Source organism: Aquitalea magnusonii (genome assembly GCF_002217795.2).
Lineage (GTDB): Bacteria > Pseudomonadota > Gammaproteobacteria > Burkholderiales > Chromobacteriaceae > Aquitalea > Aquitalea magnusonii_B.
In genome coordinates this window covers 1,317,699-1,339,508 of the sequence record NZ_AP018823.1, presented here as the reverse complement: position 1 = coordinate 1,339,508, position 21,810 = coordinate 1,317,699, and the positions used below count along the sequence as shown (strand labels likewise).

General features: G+C 59.7%; 31 protein-coding genes and 2 other RNA genes. 27 read left to right on the top strand and 6 right to left on the bottom strand.

Features of this window, described 5'->3' with window-relative positions; translation table 11 throughout:
• Window positions 1-82: 82 nt before the first annotated feature.
• On the bottom strand, window positions 83-352 hold the full coding sequence (locus tag DLM_RS22965; RefSeq protein ID WP_145985781.1) for a hypothetical protein: 270 nt from the start codon (window positions 350-352) through the stop codon (window positions 83-85).
• A 116-nt stretch (window positions 353-468) separates the two neighbouring features.
• Entirely contained in the window at window positions 469-825 is a 357-nt protein-coding gene (locus tag DLM_RS06560; RefSeq protein WP_145985780.1) for a hypothetical protein, read from the bottom strand.
• Between the two features lie 262 nt (window positions 826-1,087).
• Between DLM_RS06560 and DLM_RS06555 the strand changes: the two genes are divergently transcribed.
• The 12 genes from DLM_RS06555 (at window position 1,088) to DLM_RS06500 (ending at window position 7,697) form a co-directional block, all read left to right on the top strand.
• Entirely contained in the window at window positions 1,088-1,393 is a 306-nt protein-coding gene (locus tag DLM_RS06555) for a helix-turn-helix domain-containing protein (RefSeq protein WP_045847835.1), read from the top strand.
• A gap of 65 nt (window positions 1,394-1,458) precedes the next feature.
• A complete protein-coding gene (locus tag DLM_RS06550) occupies window positions 1,459-1,941 on the top strand; it encodes a hypothetical protein (protein ID WP_089083904.1) in 483 nt (160 codons plus the stop codon).
• A complete protein-coding gene (locus DLM_RS06545) occupies window positions 1,938-4,004 on the top strand; it encodes a Mu transposase C-terminal domain-containing protein (RefSeq protein WP_089083903.1) in 2,067 nt (688 codons plus the stop codon). The genes DLM_RS06550 and DLM_RS06545 overlap by 4 nt, the downstream gene beginning before the upstream one ends.
• Before the next feature lie 8 nt (window positions 4,005-4,012).
• Complete coding sequence (locus DLM_RS06540; protein WP_045847837.1) at window positions 4,013-4,753, top strand: AAA family ATPase; 741 nt, start codon at window positions 4,013-4,015, stop codon at window positions 4,751-4,753.
• Window positions 4,754-4,763: 10 nt separating this feature from the next.
• Window positions 4,764-5,405: a helix-turn-helix domain-containing protein gene (locus DLM_RS06535; RefSeq protein WP_089083902.1), complete on the top strand. Its 642-nt coding sequence runs from the start codon at window positions 4,764-4,766 to the stop codon at window positions 5,403-5,405.
• Window positions 5,392-5,745 (top strand): helix-turn-helix domain-containing protein, encoded by a 354-nt coding sequence (locus tag DLM_RS06530; RefSeq protein ID WP_089083901.1) that lies wholly within the window; start codon window positions 5,392-5,394, stop codon window positions 5,743-5,745. Before DLM_RS06535 ends, DLM_RS06530 begins: the two co-directional genes overlap by 14 nt.
• Complete coding sequence (locus DLM_RS06525) at window positions 5,723-6,040, top strand: hypothetical protein (protein WP_052694199.1); 318 nt, start codon at window positions 5,723-5,725, stop codon at window positions 6,038-6,040. Before DLM_RS06530 ends, DLM_RS06525 begins: the two co-directional genes overlap by 23 nt.
• Window positions 6,041-6,057: 17 nt before the next feature.
• Complete coding sequence (locus DLM_RS06520) at window positions 6,058-6,438, top strand: helix-turn-helix domain-containing protein (RefSeq protein ID WP_197715520.1); 381 nt, start codon at window positions 6,058-6,060, stop codon at window positions 6,436-6,438.
• Complete coding sequence (locus DLM_RS06515; protein ID WP_089083900.1) at window positions 6,435-7,043, top strand: DUF3164 family protein; 609 nt, start codon at window positions 6,435-6,437, stop codon at window positions 7,041-7,043. Before DLM_RS06520 ends, DLM_RS06515 begins: the two co-directional genes overlap by 4 nt.
• A gap of 1 nt (window position 7,044) precedes the next feature.
• Window positions 7,045-7,347 (top strand): hypothetical protein, encoded by a 303-nt coding sequence (locus DLM_RS06510; protein ID WP_197715519.1) that lies wholly within the window; start codon window positions 7,045-7,047, stop codon window positions 7,345-7,347.
• Window positions 7,348-7,357: 10 nt separating this feature from the next.
• The gene (locus DLM_RS06505) at window positions 7,358-7,630 is read left to right on the top strand and encodes an HU family DNA-binding protein (RefSeq protein WP_089083899.1); all 273 of its coding nucleotides are present in this window, start codon (window positions 7,358-7,360) and stop codon (window positions 7,628-7,630) included.
• A gap of 4 nt (window positions 7,631-7,634) precedes the next feature.
• Window positions 7,635-7,697, top strand: an RNA gene (locus tag DLM_RS06500) — hammerhead ribozyme type II.
• Between the two features lie 55 nt (window positions 7,698-7,752).
• Here the strand turns inward: DLM_RS06500 and DLM_RS06495 are convergent.
• Window positions 7,753-8,016 carry a hypothetical protein gene (locus DLM_RS06495; RefSeq protein WP_089083898.1) on the bottom strand — a complete coding sequence of 88 codons (264 nt, stop codon included), beginning with the start codon at window positions 8,014-8,016 and terminating at the stop codon, window positions 7,753-7,755.
• Window positions 8,017-8,086: 70 nt separating this feature from the next.
• Here DLM_RS06495 and DLM_RS06490 point away from each other — a divergent pair.
• From DLM_RS06490 to DLM_RS06475, 4 genes are all read left to right on the top strand, one after another.
• Window positions 8,087-8,149: hammerhead ribozyme type II (locus DLM_RS06490), an RNA gene on the top strand.
• 112 nt (window positions 8,150-8,261) lie between these two features.
• A complete protein-coding gene (locus DLM_RS06485; protein WP_089083897.1) occupies window positions 8,262-8,681 on the top strand; it encodes a gp16 family protein in 420 nt (139 codons plus the stop codon).
• Entirely contained in the window at window positions 8,678-9,112 is a 435-nt protein-coding gene (locus DLM_RS06480) for a Mor transcription activator family protein (protein WP_089083896.1), read from the top strand. The genes DLM_RS06485 and DLM_RS06480 overlap by 4 nt, the downstream gene beginning before the upstream one ends.
• 37 nt (window positions 9,113-9,149) lie before the next feature.
• Window positions 9,150-9,890 carry a hypothetical protein gene (locus DLM_RS06475; RefSeq protein WP_089083895.1) on the top strand — a complete coding sequence of 247 codons (741 nt, stop codon included), beginning with the start codon at window positions 9,150-9,152 and terminating at the stop codon, window positions 9,888-9,890.
• Between the two features lie 284 nt (window positions 9,891-10,174).
• Here DLM_RS06475 and DLM_RS06470 read toward each other — a convergent pair whose 3' ends face one another.
• Complete coding sequence (locus DLM_RS06470; protein ID WP_089083894.1) at window positions 10,175-11,122, bottom strand: ComEC/Rec2 family competence protein; 948 nt, start codon at window positions 11,120-11,122, stop codon at window positions 10,175-10,177.
• Complete coding sequence (locus DLM_RS22960) at window positions 11,119-11,625, bottom strand: hypothetical protein (protein WP_145985779.1); 507 nt, start codon at window positions 11,623-11,625, stop codon at window positions 11,119-11,121. Before DLM_RS22960 ends, DLM_RS06470 begins: the two co-directional genes overlap by 4 nt.
• 330 nt (window positions 11,626-11,955) lie before the next feature.
• Between DLM_RS22960 and DLM_RS06460 the strand changes: the two genes are divergently transcribed.
• Genes DLM_RS06460 through DLM_RS06440 form a run of 5 tightly spaced genes read left to right on the top strand, consistent with a single transcriptional unit; the run spans window position 11,956 to window position 13,894 of the window.
• The gene (locus DLM_RS06460) at window positions 11,956-12,363 is read left to right on the top strand and encodes a M15 family metallopeptidase (RefSeq protein WP_089083908.1); all 408 of its coding nucleotides are present in this window, start codon (window positions 11,956-11,958) and stop codon (window positions 12,361-12,363) included.
• Window positions 12,363-12,596, top strand: coding sequence for a hypothetical protein (locus DLM_RS06455; protein ID WP_089083892.1), 234 nt, complete (start codon window positions 12,363-12,365; stop codon window positions 12,594-12,596). The genes DLM_RS06460 and DLM_RS06455 overlap by 1 nt, the downstream gene beginning before the upstream one ends.
• A complete protein-coding gene (locus DLM_RS06450) occupies window positions 12,593-13,186 on the top strand; it encodes a hypothetical protein (RefSeq protein WP_089083891.1) in 594 nt (197 codons plus the stop codon). The genes DLM_RS06455 and DLM_RS06450 overlap by 4 nt, the downstream gene beginning before the upstream one ends.
• A complete protein-coding gene (locus DLM_RS06445) occupies window positions 13,173-13,394 on the top strand; it encodes a hypothetical protein (RefSeq protein WP_045847847.1) in 222 nt (73 codons plus the stop codon). Before DLM_RS06450 ends, DLM_RS06445 begins: the two co-directional genes overlap by 14 nt.
• Window positions 13,394-13,894 carry a DUF1804 family protein gene (locus DLM_RS06440; RefSeq protein ID WP_089083890.1) on the top strand — a complete coding sequence of 167 codons (501 nt, stop codon included), beginning with the start codon at window positions 13,394-13,396 and terminating at the stop codon, window positions 13,892-13,894. The genes DLM_RS06445 and DLM_RS06440 overlap by 1 nt, the downstream gene beginning before the upstream one ends.
• Here DLM_RS06440 and DLM_RS06435 read toward each other — a convergent pair.
• The gene (locus DLM_RS06435; RefSeq protein ID WP_089083889.1) at window positions 13,891-14,355 is read right to left on the bottom strand and encodes a hypothetical protein; all 465 of its coding nucleotides are present in this window, start codon (window positions 14,353-14,355) and stop codon (window positions 13,891-13,893) included. The genes DLM_RS06440 and DLM_RS06435 overlap by 4 nt on opposite strands.
• Before the next feature lie 21 nt (window positions 14,356-14,376).
• Here DLM_RS06435 and terL point away from each other — a divergent pair, with 21 nt between their 5' ends.
• From terL to DLM_RS06405, 6 genes are all read left to right on the top strand, one after another.
• Window positions 14,377-15,993 (top strand): phage terminase large subunit, encoded by a 1,617-nt coding sequence (gene terL, locus DLM_RS06430; RefSeq protein ID WP_089083888.1) that lies wholly within the window; start codon window positions 14,377-14,379, stop codon window positions 15,991-15,993.
• Window positions 15,994-16,001: 8 nt separating this feature from the next.
• On the top strand, window positions 16,002-17,585 hold the full coding sequence (locus DLM_RS06425; RefSeq protein WP_089083887.1) for a DUF935 domain-containing protein: 1,584 nt from the start codon (window positions 16,002-16,004) through the stop codon (window positions 17,583-17,585).
• Complete coding sequence (locus tag DLM_RS06420) at window positions 17,572-18,846, top strand: phage minor head protein (RefSeq protein WP_089083907.1); 1,275 nt, start codon at window positions 17,572-17,574, stop codon at window positions 18,844-18,846. The genes DLM_RS06425 and DLM_RS06420 overlap by 14 nt, the downstream gene beginning before the upstream one ends.
• 267 nt (window positions 18,847-19,113) lie before the next feature.
• On the top strand, window positions 19,114-19,677 hold the full coding sequence (locus tag DLM_RS06415; RefSeq protein WP_089083886.1) for a phage virion morphogenesis protein: 564 nt from the start codon (window positions 19,114-19,116) through the stop codon (window positions 19,675-19,677).
• Between the two features lie 195 nt (window positions 19,678-19,872).
• Window positions 19,873-20,490: a YkgJ family cysteine cluster protein gene (locus tag DLM_RS06410; RefSeq protein WP_167467047.1), complete on the top strand. Its 618-nt coding sequence runs from the start codon at window positions 19,873-19,875 to the stop codon at window positions 20,488-20,490.
• Window positions 20,491-20,750: 260 nt separating this feature from the next.
• Window positions 20,751-21,809, top strand: a complete 1,059-nt coding sequence (locus DLM_RS06405) for a phage protease (RefSeq protein WP_089083906.1) — start codon at window positions 20,751-20,753, stop codon at window positions 21,807-21,809.
• Window position 21,810: the final 1 nt, after the last annotated feature.

The window sequence follows — 21,810 nt, the reverse complement described above, 5'->3', positions numbered from 1 at the left end:
TGCAGGCTCTTTTGCATTTGTTGCGAGGGGTACTCAGTGCAAAAGCGCGTGCGAAAGTGTGTGTGGGGGGGTAGTTATTTTGTCACCGGTATTTGATCGGCGATGAAGCGACGAAAGCCAGTAACCAAGAGGCGATCAGCATGGCGGGGGCATCCAGCTTGTCGTGCAGGAAAATGCGTAAAAATAGCTGTAGATTGATTGATCTTGCAGTATTTTTGACACCGGACCGAATGGTTTGTGGCTCTGGATGAATGGTCGGATAGCATTCATCATTGGCCGCCTGGTACATCAAGGGCGCCGGTTGGAGATAGCGCGGGCCAGTTGGTTTTGGCAAGTCGAGCGCATCATTCAATAGCCGCCTGAGGCGCTCGACATCCGTATCTCCGGCATGATGGGCTGAACCTCGCAGATGGACAGGCCGTTAGACTAGTGCCCACCTGTCCTTTTGGAAACTGTCGAAAAGTAGAGTCAGGCCACCAGTGCGTCCAGGGCCTGGGTCATGGTTTCACGACTGCCGCCCCTGGCAATGTAGTCATACAAAAAGGCCACCACCTGGCCACGCTGGTCCGGACGCAGCTTCAGGCCACGTTCTTGCAGGATGGACTCCAGCACCGATTCCACCATCTGCAACATGGCAACGTCCACGGCAGCGGGTGCCGCACCCTGCGTTGCTGACAACTGCCTGGCGGCTGCCACCAACGGCTCCACCTGATACTGCTCTGGCAGCCGATACACGCGGCGCTCCCCTCCCCGCCCGGTCACCGTCTCGCTATACCACTGCTCTCGATCGGCCCGCGCAATGATGGCAGGTTTGCTCGTCGGCAAACCGGGAATCCGCAAATCGGCAATCTCACTGGCTGATAACAAATCCTGCACCTAACACTTACCCCACTTAACCGTTAAGCACGGCCTGACAGTTACCGCATCAGGCACGCACAAAATTAGCCAACAAAGGCAGCGGTTTAGATGAATAGCGACGCAGCAGTCATAAAGTACAGAAACGATAAGTGTTAATCACTTAACACATTGACCGTTATTTTCTTAACACTTAACGTGTTCACACCTGATCACCGCAAAGGATTAAGGCATGAACACATCTGCTGCCGTCAAAAAAACCGCACCGGACTGGCACCGTGCGGACATCGTAGCGGCCCTGCACAAACAGGGCTGGTCCCTGCGCAAGTTATCGCGGGAAATCGGCCTGAGCGCCGGAGCGCTCAACAACGCCCTGGACCGGCCCTGGCCCAAGGCGGAACGCATCATCGCCGCCACCATCGGCCAGCCACCAGAAGTGATCTGGCCCAGCCGCTACGCAAAACGCCATTCTAAACCGGTTTTGCCTCCTCTTGTTTCCGCCATGGTACTGGCCGACCCCGCCAGCGCCCTGTCCTGAATGAATGGTAAGCACGCATCCGCCAGCGCGCCACCACCACGATTCCCGCACAGAGGAAACCCACGGTGAGAAAACCCAACTGGAAACATCGCTACGCCAGCAATCTAGATGAAGCCATCGAACTGTGCGCCGACCACGCCGCCGACAAGCTGCGCCGTCCGGCCAAAGTCATGGCAGACCTGATGGGCGTGGAGCTCAAGACCTACTACCGCTGGCTGGCCGAATCCTCCATGCCGCTTAACCGCCTGCGTCAGTTTGAAGCCTTCACCGGTGCCAGCTACATCAGCGACTACCTGTGCCTGGCCCATGGTGACAAGGTCGTCATCCGCATTGCCAGCGGTAAAAAGGCCGACCACACCGACCTGGCCGATCTGCACGCAGGCTTTGCCGACGCCATGTCCCTGCTGGTGCGCTTTTACCAGCACGGCGAATCGCTGGACGAAACCGTGGACGCCCTCACCGGCATCCTGTCCCGGCTGGCCTACCAGCGCGAAAACATCAGCAAGAGCAGCGAACCGGAACTGGCCCTGTTCGGGAGCCAAACATGACGTCCCGGCAGTACAGCGCCACCGAGCTGCTGGCCCTCAAACTGCCGGTACTGCCCGGCAGCAAGGTCGCCCTGCTCGCCCGTGCCGACAAGGAACACTGGCCCTATCAGGAAAGCCGTGGCCGCGGTGGCAAGCGCAGGCTCTACACCCCACCGGCCTATGTGATGGACGCCATGCGCCAGGCTCAGGCTGGCAGTCTGATCAACAGCGAACCCGCGCCGCCCCCGGCCCCCCTGCCTGCCGCAGCGCAAAACACGGCCCAAACCCTCTGCGCCGATGCCCGTCTTGGCGTCTTGCAGGTCCTGCAATCGCTGATGCAGCGCACCGGTTACCCGATGAAAAAAGCCGCCGCCCTGCTGCTGGACATGGCCCGGCTGGGCAGCGCCAGCGAGCAGCTGCAAGCCATGCTGAAACTGGCGCGTGACGAGCGTGGCCGGCCCAGTACGGACGGTTTGCCCAGCGTGCGCAGCCTGCTGCGGCTGGCCGAATACCAGCAGCAAGGCCGTCTGGCCCCGGCCCAGCGCCAGCCGCAGCTGAATGTGCCGCCGTGGGCTGCCAGCTTCATGCGCCACTATCAGCGCCCGGAAAAACCCACGCTGGAACACGCCTACCGTCAGTTTGCCGCGCAGTGGAAGGCTGAACAGGGCCAGGCCGATCTGCCCAGCGTGTGGCAGGTACGGCGCTTTGTCAGCAAGGTGGGCGAAATCAGCCGCCACAGCGGCCGCATGGGCGAGCGCGAGCTCAAAACCCTCAAGCCCTTCATCCGCCGCAGCTTTGCCGACCTGCAACCGGGCGACATCTACAGCGCAGATGGCCACACCTTCGACGCTGAAGTACAGCACCCGCTGCACGGCCGCCCCTTCCGCCCGGAAATCACCACTCTGGTGGACATCGCCACCCGCAAGGCCGTGGGCTGGTCGGTGGGGCTGGCAGAAAGCGCACTGGTAGTGCTGGACGCGCTACGCGATGCCTGCCTCAAGCACGGCATCCCGGCGGTGTTTTATGTCGACAACGGCAGCGGCTACAAAAACCAGATGATGCTGGACACCGCCACCGGCTTCATGGCCCGGCTGGGCATCGAGATGATCAACAGCCTGCCCTACAACTCCCAGGCACGCGGGGTGATAGAACGGCTGCACCACACCATCTGGGTGAATGCCGCCAAAACCCTGCCCGGCTATGTCGGCCGGGACATGGACAAGCAGGCCAGGCATGCCAGTTTCAAGATCACCCGCCACGCCATCCGCCAGTCCGGCAAGAACGGCAGCAGCGCTGCCATGCCGCTGCTGGGCTGGGCCGACTTCGTGCAGTTTTGCGAGCAGCAAGTGGCTGACTATAACGCCCGCCCGCACCGCAGCCTGCCGCGCATTGCCGACCCGGCCACAGGCCGCCGTCGCCACATGAGCCCGGACGAACAATGGGCCGCCCACCTCACCCAGGGCTTTGTGCCGCACAGCATCAGCGATGACGAAGCCCGCCCGTTGTTCCGCCCGCAACTGCTGCGCACCGTGCGCCGCTGCGAAATCGAATTGCTCGGCAACCGCTACTTTGCCCGCGCACTGGAAGAACACCACGGCGAGCAGCTGCATGTCGGCTACGACATCCACGACCCCAGCCGCGTGTGGGTGTACGACGCCGCCGGCCGCTACCTGTGCAGCGCCGAACTCAACGGCAACCAGCGCGACTACCTGCCGCGCAGCCTGCTGCAACAAGCCCGCGACAAACGCGCCCAGGGCCGCGAACGCCGTCTGCAACAGCAGCTGGCGGAAGTCCGCGCCGAACGGCAAGGCCAACCCGCCCTCACTCTGCAGGCTGACGAAGTGCTGCCCGGCCTGCGCGGGACGGACATCGCCGGGGCCTTCGAGCGCCTGCACAGCAGCCCGGCGAGCCCGCCGACCGTCAGTGCAGACGGGTTTGCCGTCCCCGCCGACCCACAGCAACGCCTGAACTTGCACCGCCAGCTCAGCTCCAGCGACACCCCGCTCAGCCCGCAACAACAACGCTGGCTGGCCAGCTACGCCAAGAGCCACGAATACAAGGTATTGCACCAGAAAACCGCCTGAGGACCACCATGACCCACCCGCACAGCCACCGCATCGCCCCCATTGCCAACCTCGACCTGGTCGCGGTGGTGATGGAAAAACTGGTCAACCGCCAGGACAGCCTGCCCGGCCTGGCCGTCTACTACGGCCCCTCCGGCTGGGGCAAAACCACCGCCACCGTGGCGGTGGCCAACCGCAGCCGCGCCTATTACGTGCAACTGCGCAGCGCCTGGAGCCGCAAGACCCTGCTGGAAAAAATCCTGTTTGAAATGGGCATCAAGCCCGCTGGCACCATCCCCGCCTTGCTCGACCAGATCTGCGAACAACTGGCCGCCAGCCGCCGCCCGCTCATCCTGGACGAATTCGACTACTGCGCGGACAAGCACGGCATGATCGAACTGGTGCGCGACATCTACGAAGGCAGCCAGTCCAGCCTGCTGCTGGTGGGTGAGGAACAACTGCCGCACAAGCTCAAGCGCTTCGAACGCTTCCACGGCCGCGTGCTGTCCTGGCTGCCCGCCGCCGCCGTCAGCCTGGCCGACAGTCGCCAGTTGGCTGCCATCTACTGCCCGGACATCCCGCTGGCCGACGACCTGCTGCAACACCTGGTGGCCCTCAGCCACGGCAGCGTGCGCCGCGTGTCGGTCAACCTGGTCAATGTCTACGACACCGCCCTGGTGGAAGGCATGGACAGCGTGGACCTGGCCACCTGGGGCCAGCGCCCGCTGTACACCGGCGAAGCCCCGCGCCGCCATGGCAGCGCAGCATAAGGAGCCCGCCATGAAAACCCTGCTCCCGAACCGACTGCCCGCCCAGCTGGAACAACGCGGTGGCAAAAGCAAGCGCCAGCGCATCTGGGAAGCCATCCGCGCCCGGCAACAAGACCTCAGCGTCGCCGAACTGGCCTGCGCCAGCGGCGTGGACAACGCCACCACCATCAGCTACCTGCGCGCACTGGAAAAAGGCGGCTACCTGCACGCCCACAGCCCGGCCAGCAGCAACGGCACCGGCAAACGCTACCGGCTGATGCGTGACAACGGCGTGGAAGCCCCGCGCCTGAACAAAAGCGGCCAGCCGGTCAGCCAGGGCAACGGCAACGAAACCCTGTGGCGCACCATGCGCATCCTCGGTCAGTTCAGCAGCCGCGACCTGATCCAGCACGCCGCCAGCGCCGGCATCCACATTGCCGATGACAGCGCCAACACCTATCTGCGCACCCTGTACCGCGCCGGCTACCTGCAACTGCTGGAAGCCTCGCGCCCGCTGGGCGTGGGCAAGGGCAAAACCCTCAACCGCTATCGCCTGCTGCCCGGCAAATACACCGGCCCGCGCCCGCCCATGATCCAGCGCAGCAAATGCGTGTACGACCCCAACCTGGCCAGGGTGGTCTGGCAAGAGGACATCCGCCATGACGACGACTGAACCGCACTGGCTTGCCCTGCTACGCCGCGCCGCCGCAGCCAGCAGCATCGGCCAGCTGGCCAAGCGCATGGGCTACAGCCGCACCACCCTCAGCCTGGTGCTGGCCGGCAAATACCCCGGCGACACCCGCCACGTGGCGCGCAAGGCGCTGGCACTGCTGGACAGCTGCCACTGCCCCTGGCTGCAACAGGACATTCGCCAGGCGGACTGCCGCGCCATCGCCCTGGCCCAGGCCCCCACCCATCACCCCGGCAAGCTCGCCCACTGGCGTGCCTGCCAGCACTGCCCGCAACGCCCACAAGGAGAAGGAGAACGCCATGACGCCAACCATCCTGCCTGACCCCGCCGTGCCGCCGCATGTGCAGGACAACGCCAGCATGCTGCTGGCCGCGCTGCGCATCGCCCAGGCTGTGCGCCAGCTCACCGAACGCGGCCTGTCAGTAGTCAGCGCCAGCCTGCAACACACCGAGCGCCCCACCATCCGCATCCGTACCAGCCCGCGCTGCCAGCGGCTGATCGCCAGCGGGGACGCCGTCTATTACAGCTTTGGCCACGACACCTATTTCGGCCACTACCGCCAGGGCCAGTTCCAGCTGGAAGGCTGCCGCATCGTCTGGACCGAATTCGGCCACTAAACCCTCAGGAGACCACCATGCACGACACCCCCGTCAAGCAAGACTACCGCAGCCTGCGCCGCCAGACCGGGCTGAACCAGCAACAGTTCTGGAGCCGGGTTTTCGTCACCCAGTCCGGCGGCAGCCGCTACGAAAACGAGCGTAGCGTCCCCGCCCCGGTGGCCGAACTGGTGCGCCTGCACCACCAGCTGGGCATCGACACCAGCAAGATCACCCCCGCCAACGCCGAACTGCTGCGCAGTCTGCTGTCCGGCGACATCGACAGCGCCATGCTGGAAGCCACCGCCCAGCGCTGCCGGCTGGTAATGGCCGCCCTGGGCAACGGAGCCAGCGAACTGCTCACCCTCAGCGGCCACATCACCCGTGTACTGGGTACCCACACGGAGGCCCGGCCATGAGCACCCCGCAAGGCTACAAACAGGACGCCCGCGGCCGGCTGGTGCCGCTGGAACACATCAAGCCCATCGACCAGGCACGGGATGATCTGGTCAACGACATCGTCAACCGCGCCCGCCAGCTCAACCGCAGCCTGGCGGACTTCAAAACCGCCGTGTTTGCCGACATCAACGCCTTTGTCGAACTGTCCGGCGAACGCTACGGCGCGAAGCTGGGCGGCTCCAAGGGCAATGTGACGCTGCTCAGTTTTGATGGCCGCTACAAGCTGCTGCGCGCCATTCAGGACACGCTGGCCTTCGACGAAGGCCTGCAAGCCGCCAAAAGCCTGATCGACGAATGCCTACACGAATGGACGGAAGACGCCCGCAGCGAAATCCGCGCCATCGTCGGCGATGCCTTCAATGTCGACAAGGCCGGCAACATCAGCACCGGCCGCATCCTCGGCCTGCGCCGCCTCGACATCCAGGACGAGAAATGGCAACGCGCCATGCAGACGCTGTCCGACTCGGTGCGGGTGCAATGCTCCAAAAGCTACATCCGCATTTATGAACGCATCGGCGACAGCGACCAGTATCAGGCGCTGCCGCTCGACATCGCAGGGGTATGACATGGACACCATACAGCGCCGGGTGCGCGTCACCATTGAACGAGAACTCACCATCGAACTGCCCGCCGACTTCGCCAGCGAAGACTATCTGCAGCAGTTTCGCGATGGTCTGTGGGACATCGACAGCATCGACGACGTGTTCTGTTACGCCGCCGAAATGGCCGTCACCCATGGCAGCAATAGCCAGCACGACGGACTGGGCTGGATCTGCGAAAAAGGTATCCCGCCCACCCGGCCCATCAAGGTCTGGTTCGACACCCTTAGCAATGATTGCGATTGCGAAATCATTATCCACCGCTTCTAAGGAGCACAGCATGAACAAGCAACAACTCATCACCGCCCTGTCCGACAAGGCCGGCCTCAGCAAGGCCGACGCCCTGCGCCTGGTCGACGCACTGGAACAGACCATCCGCGAACAAGCACAGCAAGGCAATGAAGTCGCTTTCGCCAGCATCGGCCGCTTCAAGGTACGCACCAGCGCCGCCCGCAACGGCCGCAACCCCAAAACCGGCGAAAGCCTGGCCATCCCGGCAAAACGCAAGGTGGTGTTCCTGCCGGGCAAGGCCTTGAAGGACGCCATTGCCTGACCTTCCGCGAAACCGCCGCGAGGCGGTCTGCCCGGCGTGGTGGCCGGGTACTGATGAGCAGCCAGGAGAATGCAATCAAGGATCAATGATGCAGAAAAACCAAGAAATCAATACAGAGCGGCTCATTCGGTGGGCTCAGGAAAGTAGTGAAGCAGCATGTCGCGGTAAGCAACTCCTTGCTCAATCCAACTCTCCTGCAGGGCGCTGGAAAGCCAGTTTGAAACAAGGTGCTCGCTACTTATTTGGAAGACTTTTTTGGCGGCGCTTGGATTCGAATGGGTCGAGAGAAGTGAAATAAGCAAGCTGGTCATTACTTGCTGCTGCACCTCAAGTGTGCGAAGCCGCTCTTGAACATTGAGGTTAATAGCATCTTGCTGATTTGACATAGCTGAACTCCCACGACGGTGAATGAAGTGCACGTTGACTGCATGCATTGCCATTTTACCCGAATGGGATGTGCGAAACCGCCGCGAGGCGGTCTGCCCGGCGTAGTGGCTGGGTACTGATGAGCAGCCAATCCATTATTCAACACCTTGCAGCCGTGAGCAGCCAGCCCCGACCAACTCACTGGGGTGCCGTCCTCTGATACAACGGCAGGCTGCTCACGCATGCATTGCGCCGAGGAAGCGCCATGAAAGACTCTCGCAAGGCCCTGATCGCCAAACTGCACATCGCCCGCCAGCAACTGGCCATGGCCGATGCTGACTACCGCAGCCTGCTGGCGCGCATCGCACCCGGCTGCACCAGCAGTACCCAACTGGACCTGCTGCAGTTATTGCAGGTGCTGGCGGAAATGCAGCGCCTGGGCTTTGTTCCCAGGCCCGGCCCACGCCACAGCAAACGGCCACAACCCACCGCAGGCCGCCAGGCATTGATAGGCAAGATCGAAGCACTGCTGGCCGAAGCCCGTCGCCCCTGGCACTACGCCGACGCCATGGCCAGGCGCATGTTTCAGATAGACAAGGTGGATTGGCTGGACGCACAGCAACTGCACAAGCTGGTCGCCGCGCTGATGATGGACGCACGCCGCGCTGGGAGGAAAACAAAATGAAACTGGAACAGGTTCAACACTTGCTACCAGAAATGGCGCAACTCATCGCCAGTCTGATCGGCCTGCCCAAGGCGCTCAAGCTGATCGAAGCATGGGGCGGCACCACTTTTCCCGTCAGCAAAAACCAGCGCCGCCAGGGACAAATCCGCTACGAGGCGTTGGCCGAAGTGGTGGGCGTGGACGCTGCCGACATCCTCACTCGCCACTTTGGCGGCGAGGTCCTGGCCATCCCGCGCTGCGCCGCCGCCCTGCGTGCCATGCGCAACCAGCAGATCCGCGACAGCTTTGACAGCCTCAGCCGCCACCACCCCGCCAGCCACGCCGTGCACCAGCTGGCAAGGCAGTACCAGATTACGGAGAGGCAGGTGTGGAGCATATTGAAGACGGCAACTGACCGGACGACGGGAGAGCAACAAGGGGCGTTATTCTAGTCTGAGCAATTTCACTCGTAATTTGGAGTTGCTCACCATGCATCGCCCTCAGTTTTGCCCGCCGAAGGAAGTAGTTGAAACCGCCTTTGCGCAAATGACCCATGATATTGACTGGCCGGAGGCCATTAGAGCCACCTTGCTAGAGCAATTTGACCAAGGCCTGGTCAAGGGGGATACCGACTGGTCTGCCGAAGAGATGGAAGCCACGCTAAAAACGGTAGATTGGCAATGGCCTTGGTTTGATGAGTGGGCCGCCCGTTTCAAGGAAAGGGAAGATTGGCCTTATATGTGGGCAGACGGTTGCCTGGATGAAGACCCACCCAGCGCTCCAAGCACCTTGGAAGAGGCCAGTGAGTTTCTGTTGGTCAAGCAGATGCGCAGCCTGCTGAAAAGCAAGGGCATCACAACCCTGCCGACCAAGCGTAGTGAAGTCGAGCAGCTATTCCGCAATACAATGAACCTGGAGGAAGCCGCCGAACAGATCCAGAAGCGACTAGATGATCTGCTCAGCGACTACCGGGTAGAGCATCACCGTCAGCGTTGCCGCTTGCTGGTCCACACCATCCAGGCCAGAACCTACATCCTGCGCCGGGCCATGGACTACATCGCATTGAGTGAAGATAGCACCCAAACCAGGTATATGGTCCTGGAATTCTCGGGTGATGACACCCTAGAAGAAGAGATCGCCCAAGAACTGGGGGATCAGGTGTGGCAGCAGCTACCGCCGCTTTTTCCAGGTGACCGCACCCGCATACGGCTGAAACGGCAGAACGAATAGCTTATGCAAAACAGCAAATAATCAGGGCAAACGACTTTTCGCCGGTTTCGGCGAAAAGTCCGGCGAAAACGCCACGGCACTAACAATCACGCCGCACACCTGCAAGGGCGGTGGTACCAGATTACCGAACGGCAGGTGTGGTGTTGTCTGGAGAAAGACGAGCAACTGTAAGTCACTAGGCCAGGAGACATGTTTCAAAGACGGGAGCCCAAAGGAACGCAAGTACCAACGAGGGAAGCAAAAGCTCGCTTTGGGCTTTCCTGACTTGGTTGAAGCGATAGGACTCAGTGTTTCGGCCCTCTGTTGTGTGTTGCTTGGCGATCTCGTAACGTGTCGTTATTGTTTTTTAAAAAATGATTTTTTCGAGCCACTCCTGTATATCGGCTCGATACTTCAGTGTTTCCAGCTTTAAGATTAACAACCTCAAACTGCCCTGTGTGATTGCCTATTGATTTAACAATCACATCCCCAGTTTTTGTTGTAAATAGACGCACATCATTTTTGTAAAGCAGATCTCTTATTTCCTGCCTAGGATGATCGAATTGATTTCCATAATTGGATGTTGCAATAGCCAAGATTGGCTTTACTTCCTTAATAAAAGTTGACGTTGTAAATCCATTATCTGCACCATGATGAGCCATGATCATAACATCCACCTCCGAATAAATAGAACGAGTTCTTCTGAGGTATGATGCAATTTGCGTTGACTCAACATCACCAAGACTTAAAACATTAAAACAACCGCTCCTAAATTGCTTTACTGTAGAGTTATTATTTGCACAATCATTATCAATTTCTTTTGGCCAGTATAATATATTTTTGTACCCATAGCTTGATGATGGGCTAAGGCTTTCTATATACTTCGGAGTAATAGATACTATGTTATCAACTAAATTTTTTTCTTTGTAATATCTTATTATATCCAGACTCTCCTTGCCGCAATCAGTATGTGGCGCATATCCGGGATATTCGATTTTTCTTGGATGAAAATCATCGATAATTTTTTGCAACTGAGAGGGCGAGCAGTGATCCTGGTCCCAAGATGTAATATGTAAAACTCCTATCTTCTCAATCTCACATATACTCATCTCTTGTTTAATGCTGTATTCATTCGCATCGCAGTATCGACCTTCTATTAATATAAATTCATTACCACTAAAGTAGGAAAATGAAGATCCAGCCGTGTCGAGCTGATATGCGCGAAATCTGGTATTTATTGACTGAATTGTCATTGAGAGGCCTCATTATCTTTGCTATGGTGTTCAATCCGGGCAACAATGTATTTAGTTTGCTTTTTGTATGAAAATAGAAATAGAGTAAGCAATAAAAACAAAATTATGTAGCGCATATATGGCGCAATGAATGTGGCTGTAGTAGAAAAATACACCCACATTCCTGTAGCAAGAACACAAACCAACAGCGCAATTACACTTCTATAAACGTTACTTGTTTCTAAAAGCGTAGCAATTTGCTCATCTTTGGCAAGAGCTTTTATGTATTTCTTATACTCTGAAAATTCAACAAATTTTACCTTTTTAAGAAACGGCTCAACCATTATTGAGCTAACTCTTGATATCACCATTCCACAAAAGTAATAAAAAAACGCCGCAGATAAATTATTGTTATCTATTAGCGATAATCCCCAAATTTTTTCAACCAAGATGGAGTAGACAACTCCTGGAAATAAATTTGTGAAAATATTGTAAGCTGATATTTTATCAATTAATTTTTCCATTTATCACCTACCAATATTCACTGACAATTGTGTACTGCCGTTAAGTAGGCCCAACTTGAAGGCTTAAATTTTATGGGACATGCCAGAGGGCTACTTCTCATCGATAGTTACCACACTATCACATTGTCATTAGCAAGTATATTGACGGCGTTCGAGATGACTACCCACTAACCGTTGACCTTGATCTCAAAGAGACGATGCCAACGAAGCCTTGCTGCCCTTTGTCAGCCTAGACTGACTGGATTCCCCCACTGAACCCCTTCACAGCGCCCCACTCGGAGCGCTTTTCTATTCTGGTGGCCATTACCTACTTTGATGGACGCCAGCAGCATGGCCAGCCGCCTTGTTACCGACCTTCACCCCGACTTGCAGCCCTTGGCGCATGCCTTTGTGCGCCAGTGCGCCGATGCCGGGGTAGACGTACTGATTTACTGCACCTGGCGTTCCGGGGCCGAGCAGGATGCCCTGTATGCCCAGGGCCGCAGCAAGCCCGGCCCCAGGGTGACCAATGCCCGCGCCGGGCAGTCGGCCCACAACTTCACCATCCAGGGCAAGGCTGCGTCCCGTGCGTTTGATGCCGTGCCCATGGTGGGCGGCAAGCCGCAATGGGATGCCCGTCACGCGCACTGGCAGGTGATGGGCCGCATTGGCGAGGGGCTCGGGCTGAACTGGTATGGCAACCCCAAGGCGAAGTTTCGTGAGTTTCCGCATTTTGAACTGGCCAAGGGGTGGCAGTAATGGGCTGGCTGGACCTGATCCGCAACCCGGCCAGCGGTCGGCTATCCACCAGCGACAGCACGCTGGTGGGGGCGTTTGTGGTCAGCTCGCTGGTGCTGCTGTGGATTACCGTCAGCGGCAAGCTGGATGAGTGGCTGTATGTCGGTTATCTGGCGGCCTGGGTGGCGCAGAACCAGGCATCCAAGCGGGCGGCGATTGCCCGCGATGCCCTGCAGCAGGAGGAAGGCCGATGACGCTGCCCTTTGCCAACCGTCGCTGGGTGTGGCTGCTGGGCGCTGTCACCCTGGCTGCCGGGCTGTTCACCGCCGGATACCGCTGGGCCGAGCGTAGCTATCTGGCCGATATCGCCCGACAGCAAGCCAGCTATGCCCAACAACAGCGCCAGCAGGCAGAAGCCCAGGCCGAGGCACTGGTCAGCGCGCTGCGTGACAAGCAGCAACTGGAGGAGCAGGCCTACCGGGTGGGCGTGGCATTGCTGCAAGCCCGCGCCGACCTGGCCCGCAACCAGGCACAACTCAGCCGGAGGATTGCCCATGTCGTACAACAGGATGGCGAGCGTTTTACTGGCCTTGGCCCTGACAGCCTGCGCCTCTACCTCGCCGCGCTCGGTTACACCAGTGACGATGCACATCTGCCCGCAGCCGATCCCGGAATTGCGGTTCAAGCCGATCAAACCGCCACCGCCGCAGGCGGATTACCACCCCTAGCCCTGCTGTACCACGCGGCCGACTATGGCCGGTGGTGCCAGCAGCTGGAACAGCAACTGGATGCCTGGCAGGCGCTGTTTCCGCCAACTCAAGGAGAAGCCCATGCCGGACCATGAAGAACTGCAACGTGCGCTGGGGCGCATGGAAGGCAAGATGGACCTGATGCTGGCACGGCAGAACATCCATAACGAGCGCATCGACCGCATGGATGGCCGCCTGCGTGACGTGGAAATCCGCGCCTCCAAGAACGGCGCGGTCAGCGGCGCCATTGCCGCCATCGGCACCGCCATTGCGGCGGAAATGATCAAGCGTGGAATCCTGTAGTGGCACACGGGCAGGACACCCGCGACAGGCTGCGCCGCCTGTATGTGCTGGAGCGCATCAGCCTGGAAATTGCCGCCCTGCAATGCGCTATCTCGCAGTCCACCGCCAGCCGCTGGAAGCGCGAGGCGCTGGATAAAGGGGATGACTGGGACAAGCTGCGCGCCGCCCACCTGCTGGCCGGGGATGGCATCGAGGCCGTGGCCCGCGCCGCACTGGCCGGCTTCATGACCCAGTACCAGGCCACCATGGACGCGCTGAACGCCAACCCGGACATCCCGCCGGAAAAGAAGGTACAGATTCTGGCCAGCCTGGCTGATAGCTTCAACAAGACGGTGGCCGCCAGCAAGCGCGTGCTGCCGGAAACCAGCCAGCTGGCCACGGCGATGGAGGTGGTGCAGAAGCTGGCCGGGTTTATCCGCGAGCGTTACCCCAAACACGCCCAGGCCTTTGTCGAGGTGCTGGAACCGTTTGGGGAGGAGCTGGCGAGGGTGTATGGCTAGAAAATGCTGTTAAACACAGAGACCACGGCTTCCGGGTTATCACAGGCTTTCTCAATCAGCTTGTTGGTGAGCGTTTTCAACGCTTCACCCGGTAGTTCTTTTAACTGATCCACAAAGCGCTTCTTCTCTGGAGCCGGGAGCTGGGATTCCATGATTCGGATTTCGAGCAGGTCACGGATGGTATCGGCATGGAGTTTGACTGTAACCGTACCGAGGATGGCAGATAGCCCGCCATCCTGCTGAAGAAAGTCCATCCCTTTAGCAGTCGCTTTATAACGGTGGTTTTTTGGCTCTACCAAGGCATGCTCAATCAGATATTGGATATTACTTTCAAATAGCTCCACTTTGTCATGCCACTCAGCATTGAGATTGTTAAAGATCCAATATTGATCAACATCTTCAGGATAGGCCCTAGCCAGAGCATTAAGAATTTCTCGCTGCAACTCACGATCAAGTTTCATAAGACTCTCTCTAAAAATGACATGAGCAAGCTTACCAAAAAATCCTTCCTGCAGGACCTCGCCCAGCTGGCCGCCGCCTACCGCAGCCAGCTGGAGGCCGAATGCGAAGGCTTCGACCCGGACCCGGCCGCCAGTCAGGCGCGCCGGCTGCAGGCCATGGCCAGCTTCCGATTTTTTGCCCTCACCTACTTTCCGCACTACACCCGGCGCGAACCGGCCCGGCTGCATGACTACCTGTTTACCCGCTTCCAGCAGATCATCGACAACCACACCGGCGACCACGACGCGGTGGCCGCGCCGCGTGGCCATGCCAAGTCCACGCTGATCACCCAGATCGGCACGTTGTGGTGCGTCATCACCGGTCGCAAGCACTACCCCATTCTGGTGATGGACGCGCTGGACCAGGCATTGCCGATGCTGGAGGCCATCAAGGCCGAACTGGAATTCAACCCGCGCCTGCTGCGTGACTTTCCCGAAGCCTGCGGTCAGGGCCGGGTGTGGCAGGTGGGCACCATCCTGACGCGCAACGACGCCAAGATAGAAGTGTTCGGCTCCGGCAAGCGCATCCGGGGTCGGCGGCACGGGCCATGGCGGCCGGATCTGGTGATCGGCGACGATCTGGAAAACGACGACAATGTGCGCAGCCCGGAACAGCGCGACAAGCTGCATGCCTGGCTCAACAAGAGCCTGCTGTCGCTGGGCGATGCCGACGACAGCCTGGACGTGTTCATCATCGGCACCATCCTGCATTACGACTCGGTGCTGGCGCGGCTGCTGGCCAACCCGCTGTGGCACGGGGCCAAGTTCCGGGCCGTGGAGCAATGGCCGGAACGCATGGACCTGTGGGACCACTGGACCGAGCTGCTGCTGGCGCAGGGGGTGGACGCCGCCCTCGCCTACTACCAGGCCCACCAGCCGGACATGGACGCCGGAGTGCAGATCTGCTGGCCGGGCGGCACCAGCTTTTACCGGCTGATGGTAAAGCGCGCCCGCGATGGCAAGGCGGCCTTCGACAGCGAACAGCAAAACGACCCGCTGTCCGGCGACGATGCCCCGTTTGCCCAGTGCATCCACTTCTGGGTCAACCGGCTGGCCGAATGGCTGTTTTACGGGGCCTGCGACCCTTCGCTGGGCCGGGCCGGTGCCAGCCGCGACCCGTCCGCCATCCTGGTGGGCGGCTACAACCGCCACAACGGCGTGCTGGACGTGGTGGAAGCCAGCATCCGCAAGCGCCTGCCGGACCGCATCATTGAAGATGTCATCGCCTTCCAGCAGCAATACCACTGCCTGCTGTGGCTGGTGGAGTCCGTCCAGTTCCAGGAATTCATGCGTACCGAGCTGGTAAAGCGCGCCGCAGCGCGTGGCATCCCGGTGCCGGCGCGTGGCGTCACCCCGATTGCCGACAAGTTGCTGCGCATCGAAACCCTGCAACCACACATGGCCAATGGCCTGATCCGCCTGCATCCCTCGCAGCACACGCTGATCGAGCAGCTGCGCCACTTTCCCAAGGCCGACCACGACGACGGCCCGGACGCGCTGCAGATGCTGTGGGCCGCCGCCACCAGCGGCAGCAACGCCATTGCCTATACCCCGGTTCACCGCGAACAGGCCGCTGCCTTTGGCAGCGGTGCCTGGTAGGAGTCGCCATGCCCCGTCTGCTGGATCAATACGGCCAGCCCCTCCAGCGCGAAGTGCTGGCCGAACCACAAACTGCCCGCATCGGCTGGGTGACGCGGGAGTTTGCCGAGCATCCCTCACGTGGCCTCACCCCGGCGCGGCTGCACCGCGTTCTTGAGGAAGCCGAACAGGGCGTGCTCAGCGCCCAGGCCGATTTGTTTACCGATATGGAAGAAAAGGACGGCCACATCTTTGCCGAGATGAGCAAGCGCAAGCGCGTGCTGCTGACGCTGGACTGGTCCATCGTGCCGCCGCCACAGGCCAGTGCCGCCGAGAAGACGCTGGCCGGCCGCCTGCAGGAATGGCTGGACAATATGCCCGACCTGGACGACGTGCTGCTGGACTGCCTGGACGGCATCGGCCACGGCTTTGCCGCGCTGGAAATCCACTGGCAGCAGTTGGGGCGGGAGTGGCTGCCGGAGAAGCTCAGCCATCGGCCACAGCGCTGGTTCCAGACCCTGCCAGAAAACGGTAACGCACTGCGCCTGCGCGATGGCAGCACCGAAGGGGCTGAGCTGTGGCCGTTCGGCTGGGTGCTGCACCAGCACCGCGCCAAATCAGGCTACCTCACCCGCGCCGGGCTGCACCGCATTTTGTGCTGGCCTTATCTGTTCAAGAACTACGCCGTGCGCGATCTGGCCGAGTTTCTGGAAATCTACGGCCTGCCGCTGCGGGTGGGCAAATACCCCAGCGGGGCCACCGATGCTGAAAAAGCCACCCTGCTGCAGGCGGTGGCCGGCATTGGTCACAACGCGGCCGGCATCATCCCGGAGGGCATGCTGATCGAGTTCCAGGAAGCGGCCAAGGGCAGTCACGACCCCTTCCAGGCGATGATGGACTGGTGCGAACGCACCCAGAGCAAGGCCATCCTCGGCGGCACCCTCACCAGCCAGGCCGATGGCAAGACCAGCACCAACGCGCTGGGGCAGATTCACAACGAAGTGCGCCACGACCTCACCGTCAGCGACGCCCGTCAGCTGGAAGGCACGCTCAGCCGCGATCTGCTCTACCCGCTGGCGGTGCTCAACAGCGGCCAGATCGACCCGCGCCGCCTGCCGCGCCTGGTGTTCGACACCCGCGCCGTGGAGGACATGGCCAGCTATGCCGACAGCCTGCCCAAGCTGGTGGGACTGGGCCTGAAAGTGCCGGTCAGCTGGGTGCGCGACAAACTGGCCATCCCGGCCCCGGCCGAGGGTGAAGAAGTGCTCAGCGCGCCCCGGCCAGAGCTGGCCTTGCCACCGGCACTGCGGCCAACAGCCAAACCCGACAAGGCCGCGCTGCACTACCGCGCCGTGCTGCGTAATAGCGACGGCGAAACGGTTTACCCGGACCAGCAGGCCATCGACGACATCAGCCTGCCGCAGCTGGACAGCGCCGTGCAGCAGCTGCTGGCCCCGCTGATTTCCCGCATTCAGTCCGGCGAGAATCCGGACATCCTGTTGGCCAGCCTGGCCACGGCCTGGCCAGAGCTGGACGACAGCCAGCTGCAACAACTGCTGGCCCAGGCCATCTTTGTGGCCGATGTGTGGGGCCGCCTGCATGGCGACAGCTGACTTAAGCTTTGCCATCGGCCTGCCGCCGGAGCAAGCCATCCGCTACTTCGAGGCCAAGGGCTACACCATCGGCTTTGACTGGCAGGAGGTGTGGGGCGAAGCCCACGCCCGCGCCTTTACCGTGGCGGGCGTCACCAAACTCGACATCCTGGCCGACATCAAGCAGGCACTTGTCGAAGTATTAAAAAATGGCCAAACCCTGGCCGACTTCCAGAACAGCCTGCAACCACTACTGGAGGCCAAGGGCTGGTGGGGCAAGGGCCGCATCGTGGACCCGGACAGCGGCGAAATCATCGGCAAGCGGCTGAACCCGCGCCGGCTGGACACCATCTTCCGCACCAATCTGCAATCCGCCTATATGGCCGGGCGCTACCGGGCGCAGCTGGACAATGCCGAGGCGCGGCCGTGGTGGGAGTATGTGGCGGTGATGGACAACCGCACTCGCCCCATGCACCGCCAGCTGCATGGCCGTGTGTTCCGTTTTGACGACCCGTTCTGGCGCAGCTTCTACCCGCCCAATGGCTGGCGCTGCCGCTGCCGGGTACGCACCCGCAGCAGCGCCGACCTGGAGCGCCTGGGCCTGCAGGCCGATGACAGCAACGGCCAACTGGCAACCGTGGACCAGCCCATCGACCGCCAGGGCAACACCCGCCCGGCCCCTGCCTGGACCAACCCGCTTACCGGCCAGCGCTTCATGGCCGATGCCGGTTTTGGCTGGAGCCCCGGCCGCGCCGCCTGGCAACCGGAGCTGGACAATTACCCGGCTGACATCGCCCGCCACTACGTGCAAGGCAGCCTCAGCGGGCCGGACTACGCCCGCAGCTATAGCCAGCTGGAACAGGCCGTCAGTCAGTCATTAAAGGATGGCAAAGACAGCAGCGTACTGCGCCAGGCACTGGGCAGCGGCCAACGCTGGCCGGTGGGCGTGCTGCAGCCGGCCGACATGGCCCGACTGGGCACGGACAGCCAGACGGTCTGGCTGTCTGACGACACGCTGATCAAGCAGCTGGCCCACCGCCAGGGACAGGCAGTGGCACTGCAAGACTACTGGCGGGTGCAACAGGTGCTGGAACAGCCGGAATTGATTATTGGTGGCCGCGACTATCACTTGCAGTTTGTCAGGGAAAAAGACCGCTGGTGGACCGCTGTCGTGAAGGTCACACGCGATGGCAAAGAGAATTGGCTACAGACGTTTTACCCGATGAACGACCGGGAAGTGGCCCGGCTCAGGCGTAGCGGCAAGATAGTGTGGGAGAAGTAAGCCCGGGAGGGACTCCCTGTCCCCTCACGCGATCCGTCTTGCGACGTCCTACGGCTGGGAGATTCACCGTGTTTCCGGGCTAGTCACCAGTATAGCGCAGCACTGCATTACAAAGTGACAAGCCGCTCCAAAGGACGGCTTGTGAAATTGGTGGTACCGGGAGAACCTGAAAAAGCGCTCGACAGACAGACAGCGACGGACCAGCCCTCGCCTCATACAACATCCCGGGAAAAACCCTGCTACCGATACCTTGTTTAAAATTAGACCATGATTTCTCTCGATGTAAAGATAAATTCTGTAGAACAGACACTGCGCCGCCTGCAACAGGCCACCAGCCACACCGCCCCGCTGATGCGCAATATCGCCGGCATCATGGCCGATGCGGTGGAACAGAACTTTGCCGAAGAAGGCCGCCCGGCCTGGCAGGGGCTGAAACCCGGCTCCTGGCTGTCCCGCACAGGGGCACTAACCAAACGCGGCCAGGTTTCCGCCGCCCGGTTTGAGCGCCAGGTACGCGGTGGCAAGATTCTGCAAGACAGCGGCCGCCTGGCCAGCAGCATCACCCCGGCCAGCGATGCCAACAGCGCCCAGGTCGGTACCAATGTGAAATACGCCGCCATCCACCAGTTCGGCGGCCAGACCAGCGCCCACACCATACGCCCGCGTAACAAGAAAGCCCTGGCCTGGGCTACGGGCCGTCATCCGGTCAAACAGGTGAACCACCCCGGCAGCAAGATCCCGGCACGGCCCTTCCTGCAACTGACGGCCTGGGATGAAGGCGAGATAGAACGGGAGGTGGAAAACTACCTGCGCGGTGTGGTCGGGCAGTAAAGACAACAAGGCACAGAAACGGCCTCTGGCGCGTTGCAAGCCGCCCGGATGGGGCAGTGCCGCAGCGTAGGGGCGATCGTTGAAATTAAACAGGGTTTAAACGGGCTTACATAAGCCACAACAGGTTTCACTATTGATTATAGTGCCAAACCTCACTACCATATATTACATTGGTATTATTTAATGGATTTAATTATGAAAAAATTTAAAACCACTACAAATGGCTTACCAGACATACCGCAAGAATTGATAGAAAATGCCAAAAAATTGGATATATTTCTACAAAACTCTCCAAACAATCCCTTGAATAAGTTAAAGTCTATTTACTCCTACCTAGATGAATACAACCAATTCGTGAGGACATTTACCAAGTGCAGTTCCGGTTGTAGTCATTGCTGCAAACATGATGTTTCCATTACGCAATTGGAAGCTCGCTTCATCGAAGAAAATTATACGCAACTTTCTCTAGTAATACCAAAGAGTTCCAGCTATGGAAATAAGGGTTCCTGTCCATTCTTATCAAACACGGGCACATGTAAAATTTACAGCCACCGCCCTCTAAATTGCAGGACATTACATACAATTGACTCACCCAAACTATGCGCGACAAACAAGAGCCATAAACTATATGGAGCCGTAGGAGGACGTGCAGGGATACTAAAATACATCGAAATGGCCGTTAAATCCTTAAATGAAATTGATAAAGGCACCAGCGGTGACATTAGAGACTTTTTCCCTGGAACTCCGATTATAAATCCCATTGAAAATACCGCTTCAAAAATTAAAATTTTTTGGAAGAAGATTTTCTCTTAGAGTTATTTTCATCACAAGCATCTTTACCTTTCACCGATCAAAATATTAAGAGAGCAAATGCAACTATAAAAAAGACTTGGAGATGCCCGGCACTGAATTCAGAAATAAGATGGCGTACTGCCTTGGCAGTGTTATTACTGTCTAGCTTGCATGGTTACATTGTCGTATGGACCATCGTCAAAATGAAATCGGTTTTAAATACATTGCACTGAACCCCTTCACACAGTCCCACCCCCACCATGCCCCGCACACTGCGGGGCATGGCACATCTTGCACCCCGCATCGCCGCGCTGACGATTGACATCACCCCCGGACAGACAGCCCTCAAGCTGCTGCCGGCAGGGACCTTCCGTGCCCGCGATGGCCGCCCCGCCGAATGCCCTTACTGGCAGCTGGATGCCGCCCTGGCCGCCGCGCTGGTGATTGCGGCAGCCCAGCGGCAGACGCGCTATGTCATCGACTACGAACACCAGACCCTGAACAGCCCGGTTAATGGCCAGCCTGCGCCGGCTGCCGGCTGGTTCGGCACGCTGGAATGGCGCGAGGATGGGCTGTACGCCACCGATGTGCAATGGACGGCGCGCGCCGCCGCCATGATTGATGCCCTGGAATACCGCTATCTGTCTCCGGTATTCGCTTACGACAAGGCGGGCAATGTCATTGCCCTGCTGCATGTCGCCCTCACCAACAACCCCGCGCTGGACGAACTGCCGGAGCTGCAGGTAGCGGCCTTGTCGCGTCTGGTTTCCTCAACGTCCCTTATTCAGGAGGACACAACGATGGACGAATTGATCGAGCAGCTACGCTGGTTGCTCAACCTGCCGGTCGGCGTCACCGCTGACGAAATCAAGACCCACTTGCAAAAGCTGATTGACCAACTGTCAGACGGCAAAGGCATGGCGGCGGCCAGTGTGGACCTGCGCCAGTTGCTGGCCAGCCAGCAGACGCAGATTGCCGCGCTGACGGCTAACCAGGCCGACCCGGCGCGCTTTGTGCCGGTCGACACCATGCGCGCCCTGCAACAACAGGTAGCCAGCCTCAGCGCCCAGCTGCAAAGCGGCTCGCAGGAGCAGTTGATTGCCGCGGCACTGGCCGATGGCCGCTTGTTGCCAGCACAGGAAGCCTGGGCGCGGGAGCTGGCCGGCAGCAATCTGGCCGCACTCACCAGTTATCTGGCTACTGCACCGCGCATTGCCGCGCTGTCCGGCACCCAGACCGGTGGCAAACCACCGGCCAGCGATGCCCCCACCACGCCTGATGCCGACACCCTGGCCATTTGCCAGCAGTTCGGCCTCGACCCGGCAGCACTCAAGGACTAAG

Bases quoted from the DNA above. Each gene is read 5' to 3' on its own strand.
- DLM_RS06555 (WP_045847835.1), top strand. From the start codon at position 1,088: ATGAACACATCTGCTGCCGTCAAAAAAACCGCACCGGACTGGCACCGT.
- DLM_RS06545 (WP_089083903.1), top strand. From the start codon at position 1,938: ATGACGTCCCGGCAGTACAGCGCCACCGAGCTGCTGGCCCTCAAACTG.
- DLM_RS06540 (WP_045847837.1), top strand. From the start codon at position 4,013: ATGACCCACCCGCACAGCCACCGCATCGCCCCCATTGCCAACCTCGAC.
- DLM_RS06535 (WP_089083902.1), top strand. From the start codon at position 4,764: ATGAAAACCCTGCTCCCGAACCGACTGCCCGCCCAGCTGGAACAACGC.
- DLM_RS06530 (WP_089083901.1), top strand. From the start codon at position 5,392: ATGACGACGACTGAACCGCACTGGCTTGCCCTGCTACGCCGCGCCGCC.
- DLM_RS06525 (WP_052694199.1), top strand. From the start codon at position 5,723: ATGACGCCAACCATCCTGCCTGACCCCGCCGTGCCGCCGCATGTGCAG.
- DLM_RS06520 (WP_197715520.1), top strand. From the start codon at position 6,058: ATGCACGACACCCCCGTCAAGCAAGACTACCGCAGCCTGCGCCGCCAG.
- DLM_RS06515 (WP_089083900.1), top strand. From the start codon at position 6,435: ATGAGCACCCCGCAAGGCTACAAACAGGACGCCCGCGGCCGGCTGGTG.
- DLM_RS06510 (WP_197715519.1), top strand. From the start codon at position 7,045: ATGGACACCATACAGCGCCGGGTGCGCGTCACCATTGAACGAGAACTC.
- DLM_RS06505 (WP_089083899.1), top strand. From the start codon at position 7,358: ATGAACAAGCAACAACTCATCACCGCCCTGTCCGACAAGGCCGGCCTC.
- DLM_RS06495 (WP_089083898.1), bottom strand. From the start codon at position 8,016: ATGTCAAATCAGCAAGATGCTATTAACCTCAATGTTCAAGAGCGGCTT.
- DLM_RS06485 (WP_089083897.1), top strand. From the start codon at position 8,262: ATGAAAGACTCTCGCAAGGCCCTGATCGCCAAACTGCACATCGCCCGC.
- DLM_RS06480 (WP_089083896.1), top strand. From the start codon at position 8,678: ATGAAACTGGAACAGGTTCAACACTTGCTACCAGAAATGGCGCAACTC.
- DLM_RS06475 (WP_089083895.1), top strand. From the start codon at position 9,150: ATGCATCGCCCTCAGTTTTGCCCGCCGAAGGAAGTAGTTGAAACCGCC.
- DLM_RS06470 (WP_089083894.1), bottom strand. From the start codon at position 11,122: ATGACAATTCAGTCAATAAATACCAGATTTCGCGCATATCAGCTCGAC.
- DLM_RS22960 (WP_145985779.1), bottom strand. From the start codon at position 11,625: ATGGAAAAATTAATTGATAAAATATCAGCTTACAATATTTTCACAAAT.
- DLM_RS06460 (WP_089083908.1), top strand. From the start codon at position 11,956: ATGGCCAGCCGCCTTGTTACCGACCTTCACCCCGACTTGCAGCCCTTG.
- DLM_RS06455 (WP_089083892.1), top strand. From the start codon at position 12,363: ATGGGCTGGCTGGACCTGATCCGCAACCCGGCCAGCGGTCGGCTATCC.
- DLM_RS06450 (WP_089083891.1), top strand. From the start codon at position 12,593: ATGACGCTGCCCTTTGCCAACCGTCGCTGGGTGTGGCTGCTGGGCGCT.
- DLM_RS06445 (WP_045847847.1), top strand. From the start codon at position 13,173: ATGCCGGACCATGAAGAACTGCAACGTGCGCTGGGGCGCATGGAAGGC.
- DLM_RS06435 (WP_089083889.1), bottom strand. From the start codon at position 14,355: ATGAAACTTGATCGTGAGTTGCAGCGAGAAATTCTTAATGCTCTGGCT.
- terL (WP_089083888.1), top strand. From the start codon at position 14,377: ATGAGCAAGCTTACCAAAAAATCCTTCCTGCAGGACCTCGCCCAGCTG.
- DLM_RS06425 (WP_089083887.1), top strand. From the start codon at position 16,002: ATGCCCCGTCTGCTGGATCAATACGGCCAGCCCCTCCAGCGCGAAGTG.
- DLM_RS06420 (WP_089083907.1), top strand. From the start codon at position 17,572: ATGGCGACAGCTGACTTAAGCTTTGCCATCGGCCTGCCGCCGGAGCAA.
- DLM_RS06415 (WP_089083886.1), top strand. From the start codon at position 19,114: ATGATTTCTCTCGATGTAAAGATAAATTCTGTAGAACAGACACTGCGC.
- DLM_RS06410 (WP_167467047.1), top strand. From the start codon at position 19,873: ATGAAAAAATTTAAAACCACTACAAATGGCTTACCAGACATACCGCAA.
- DLM_RS06405 (WP_089083906.1), top strand. From the start codon at position 20,751: ATGGCACATCTTGCACCCCGCATCGCCGCGCTGACGATTGACATCACC.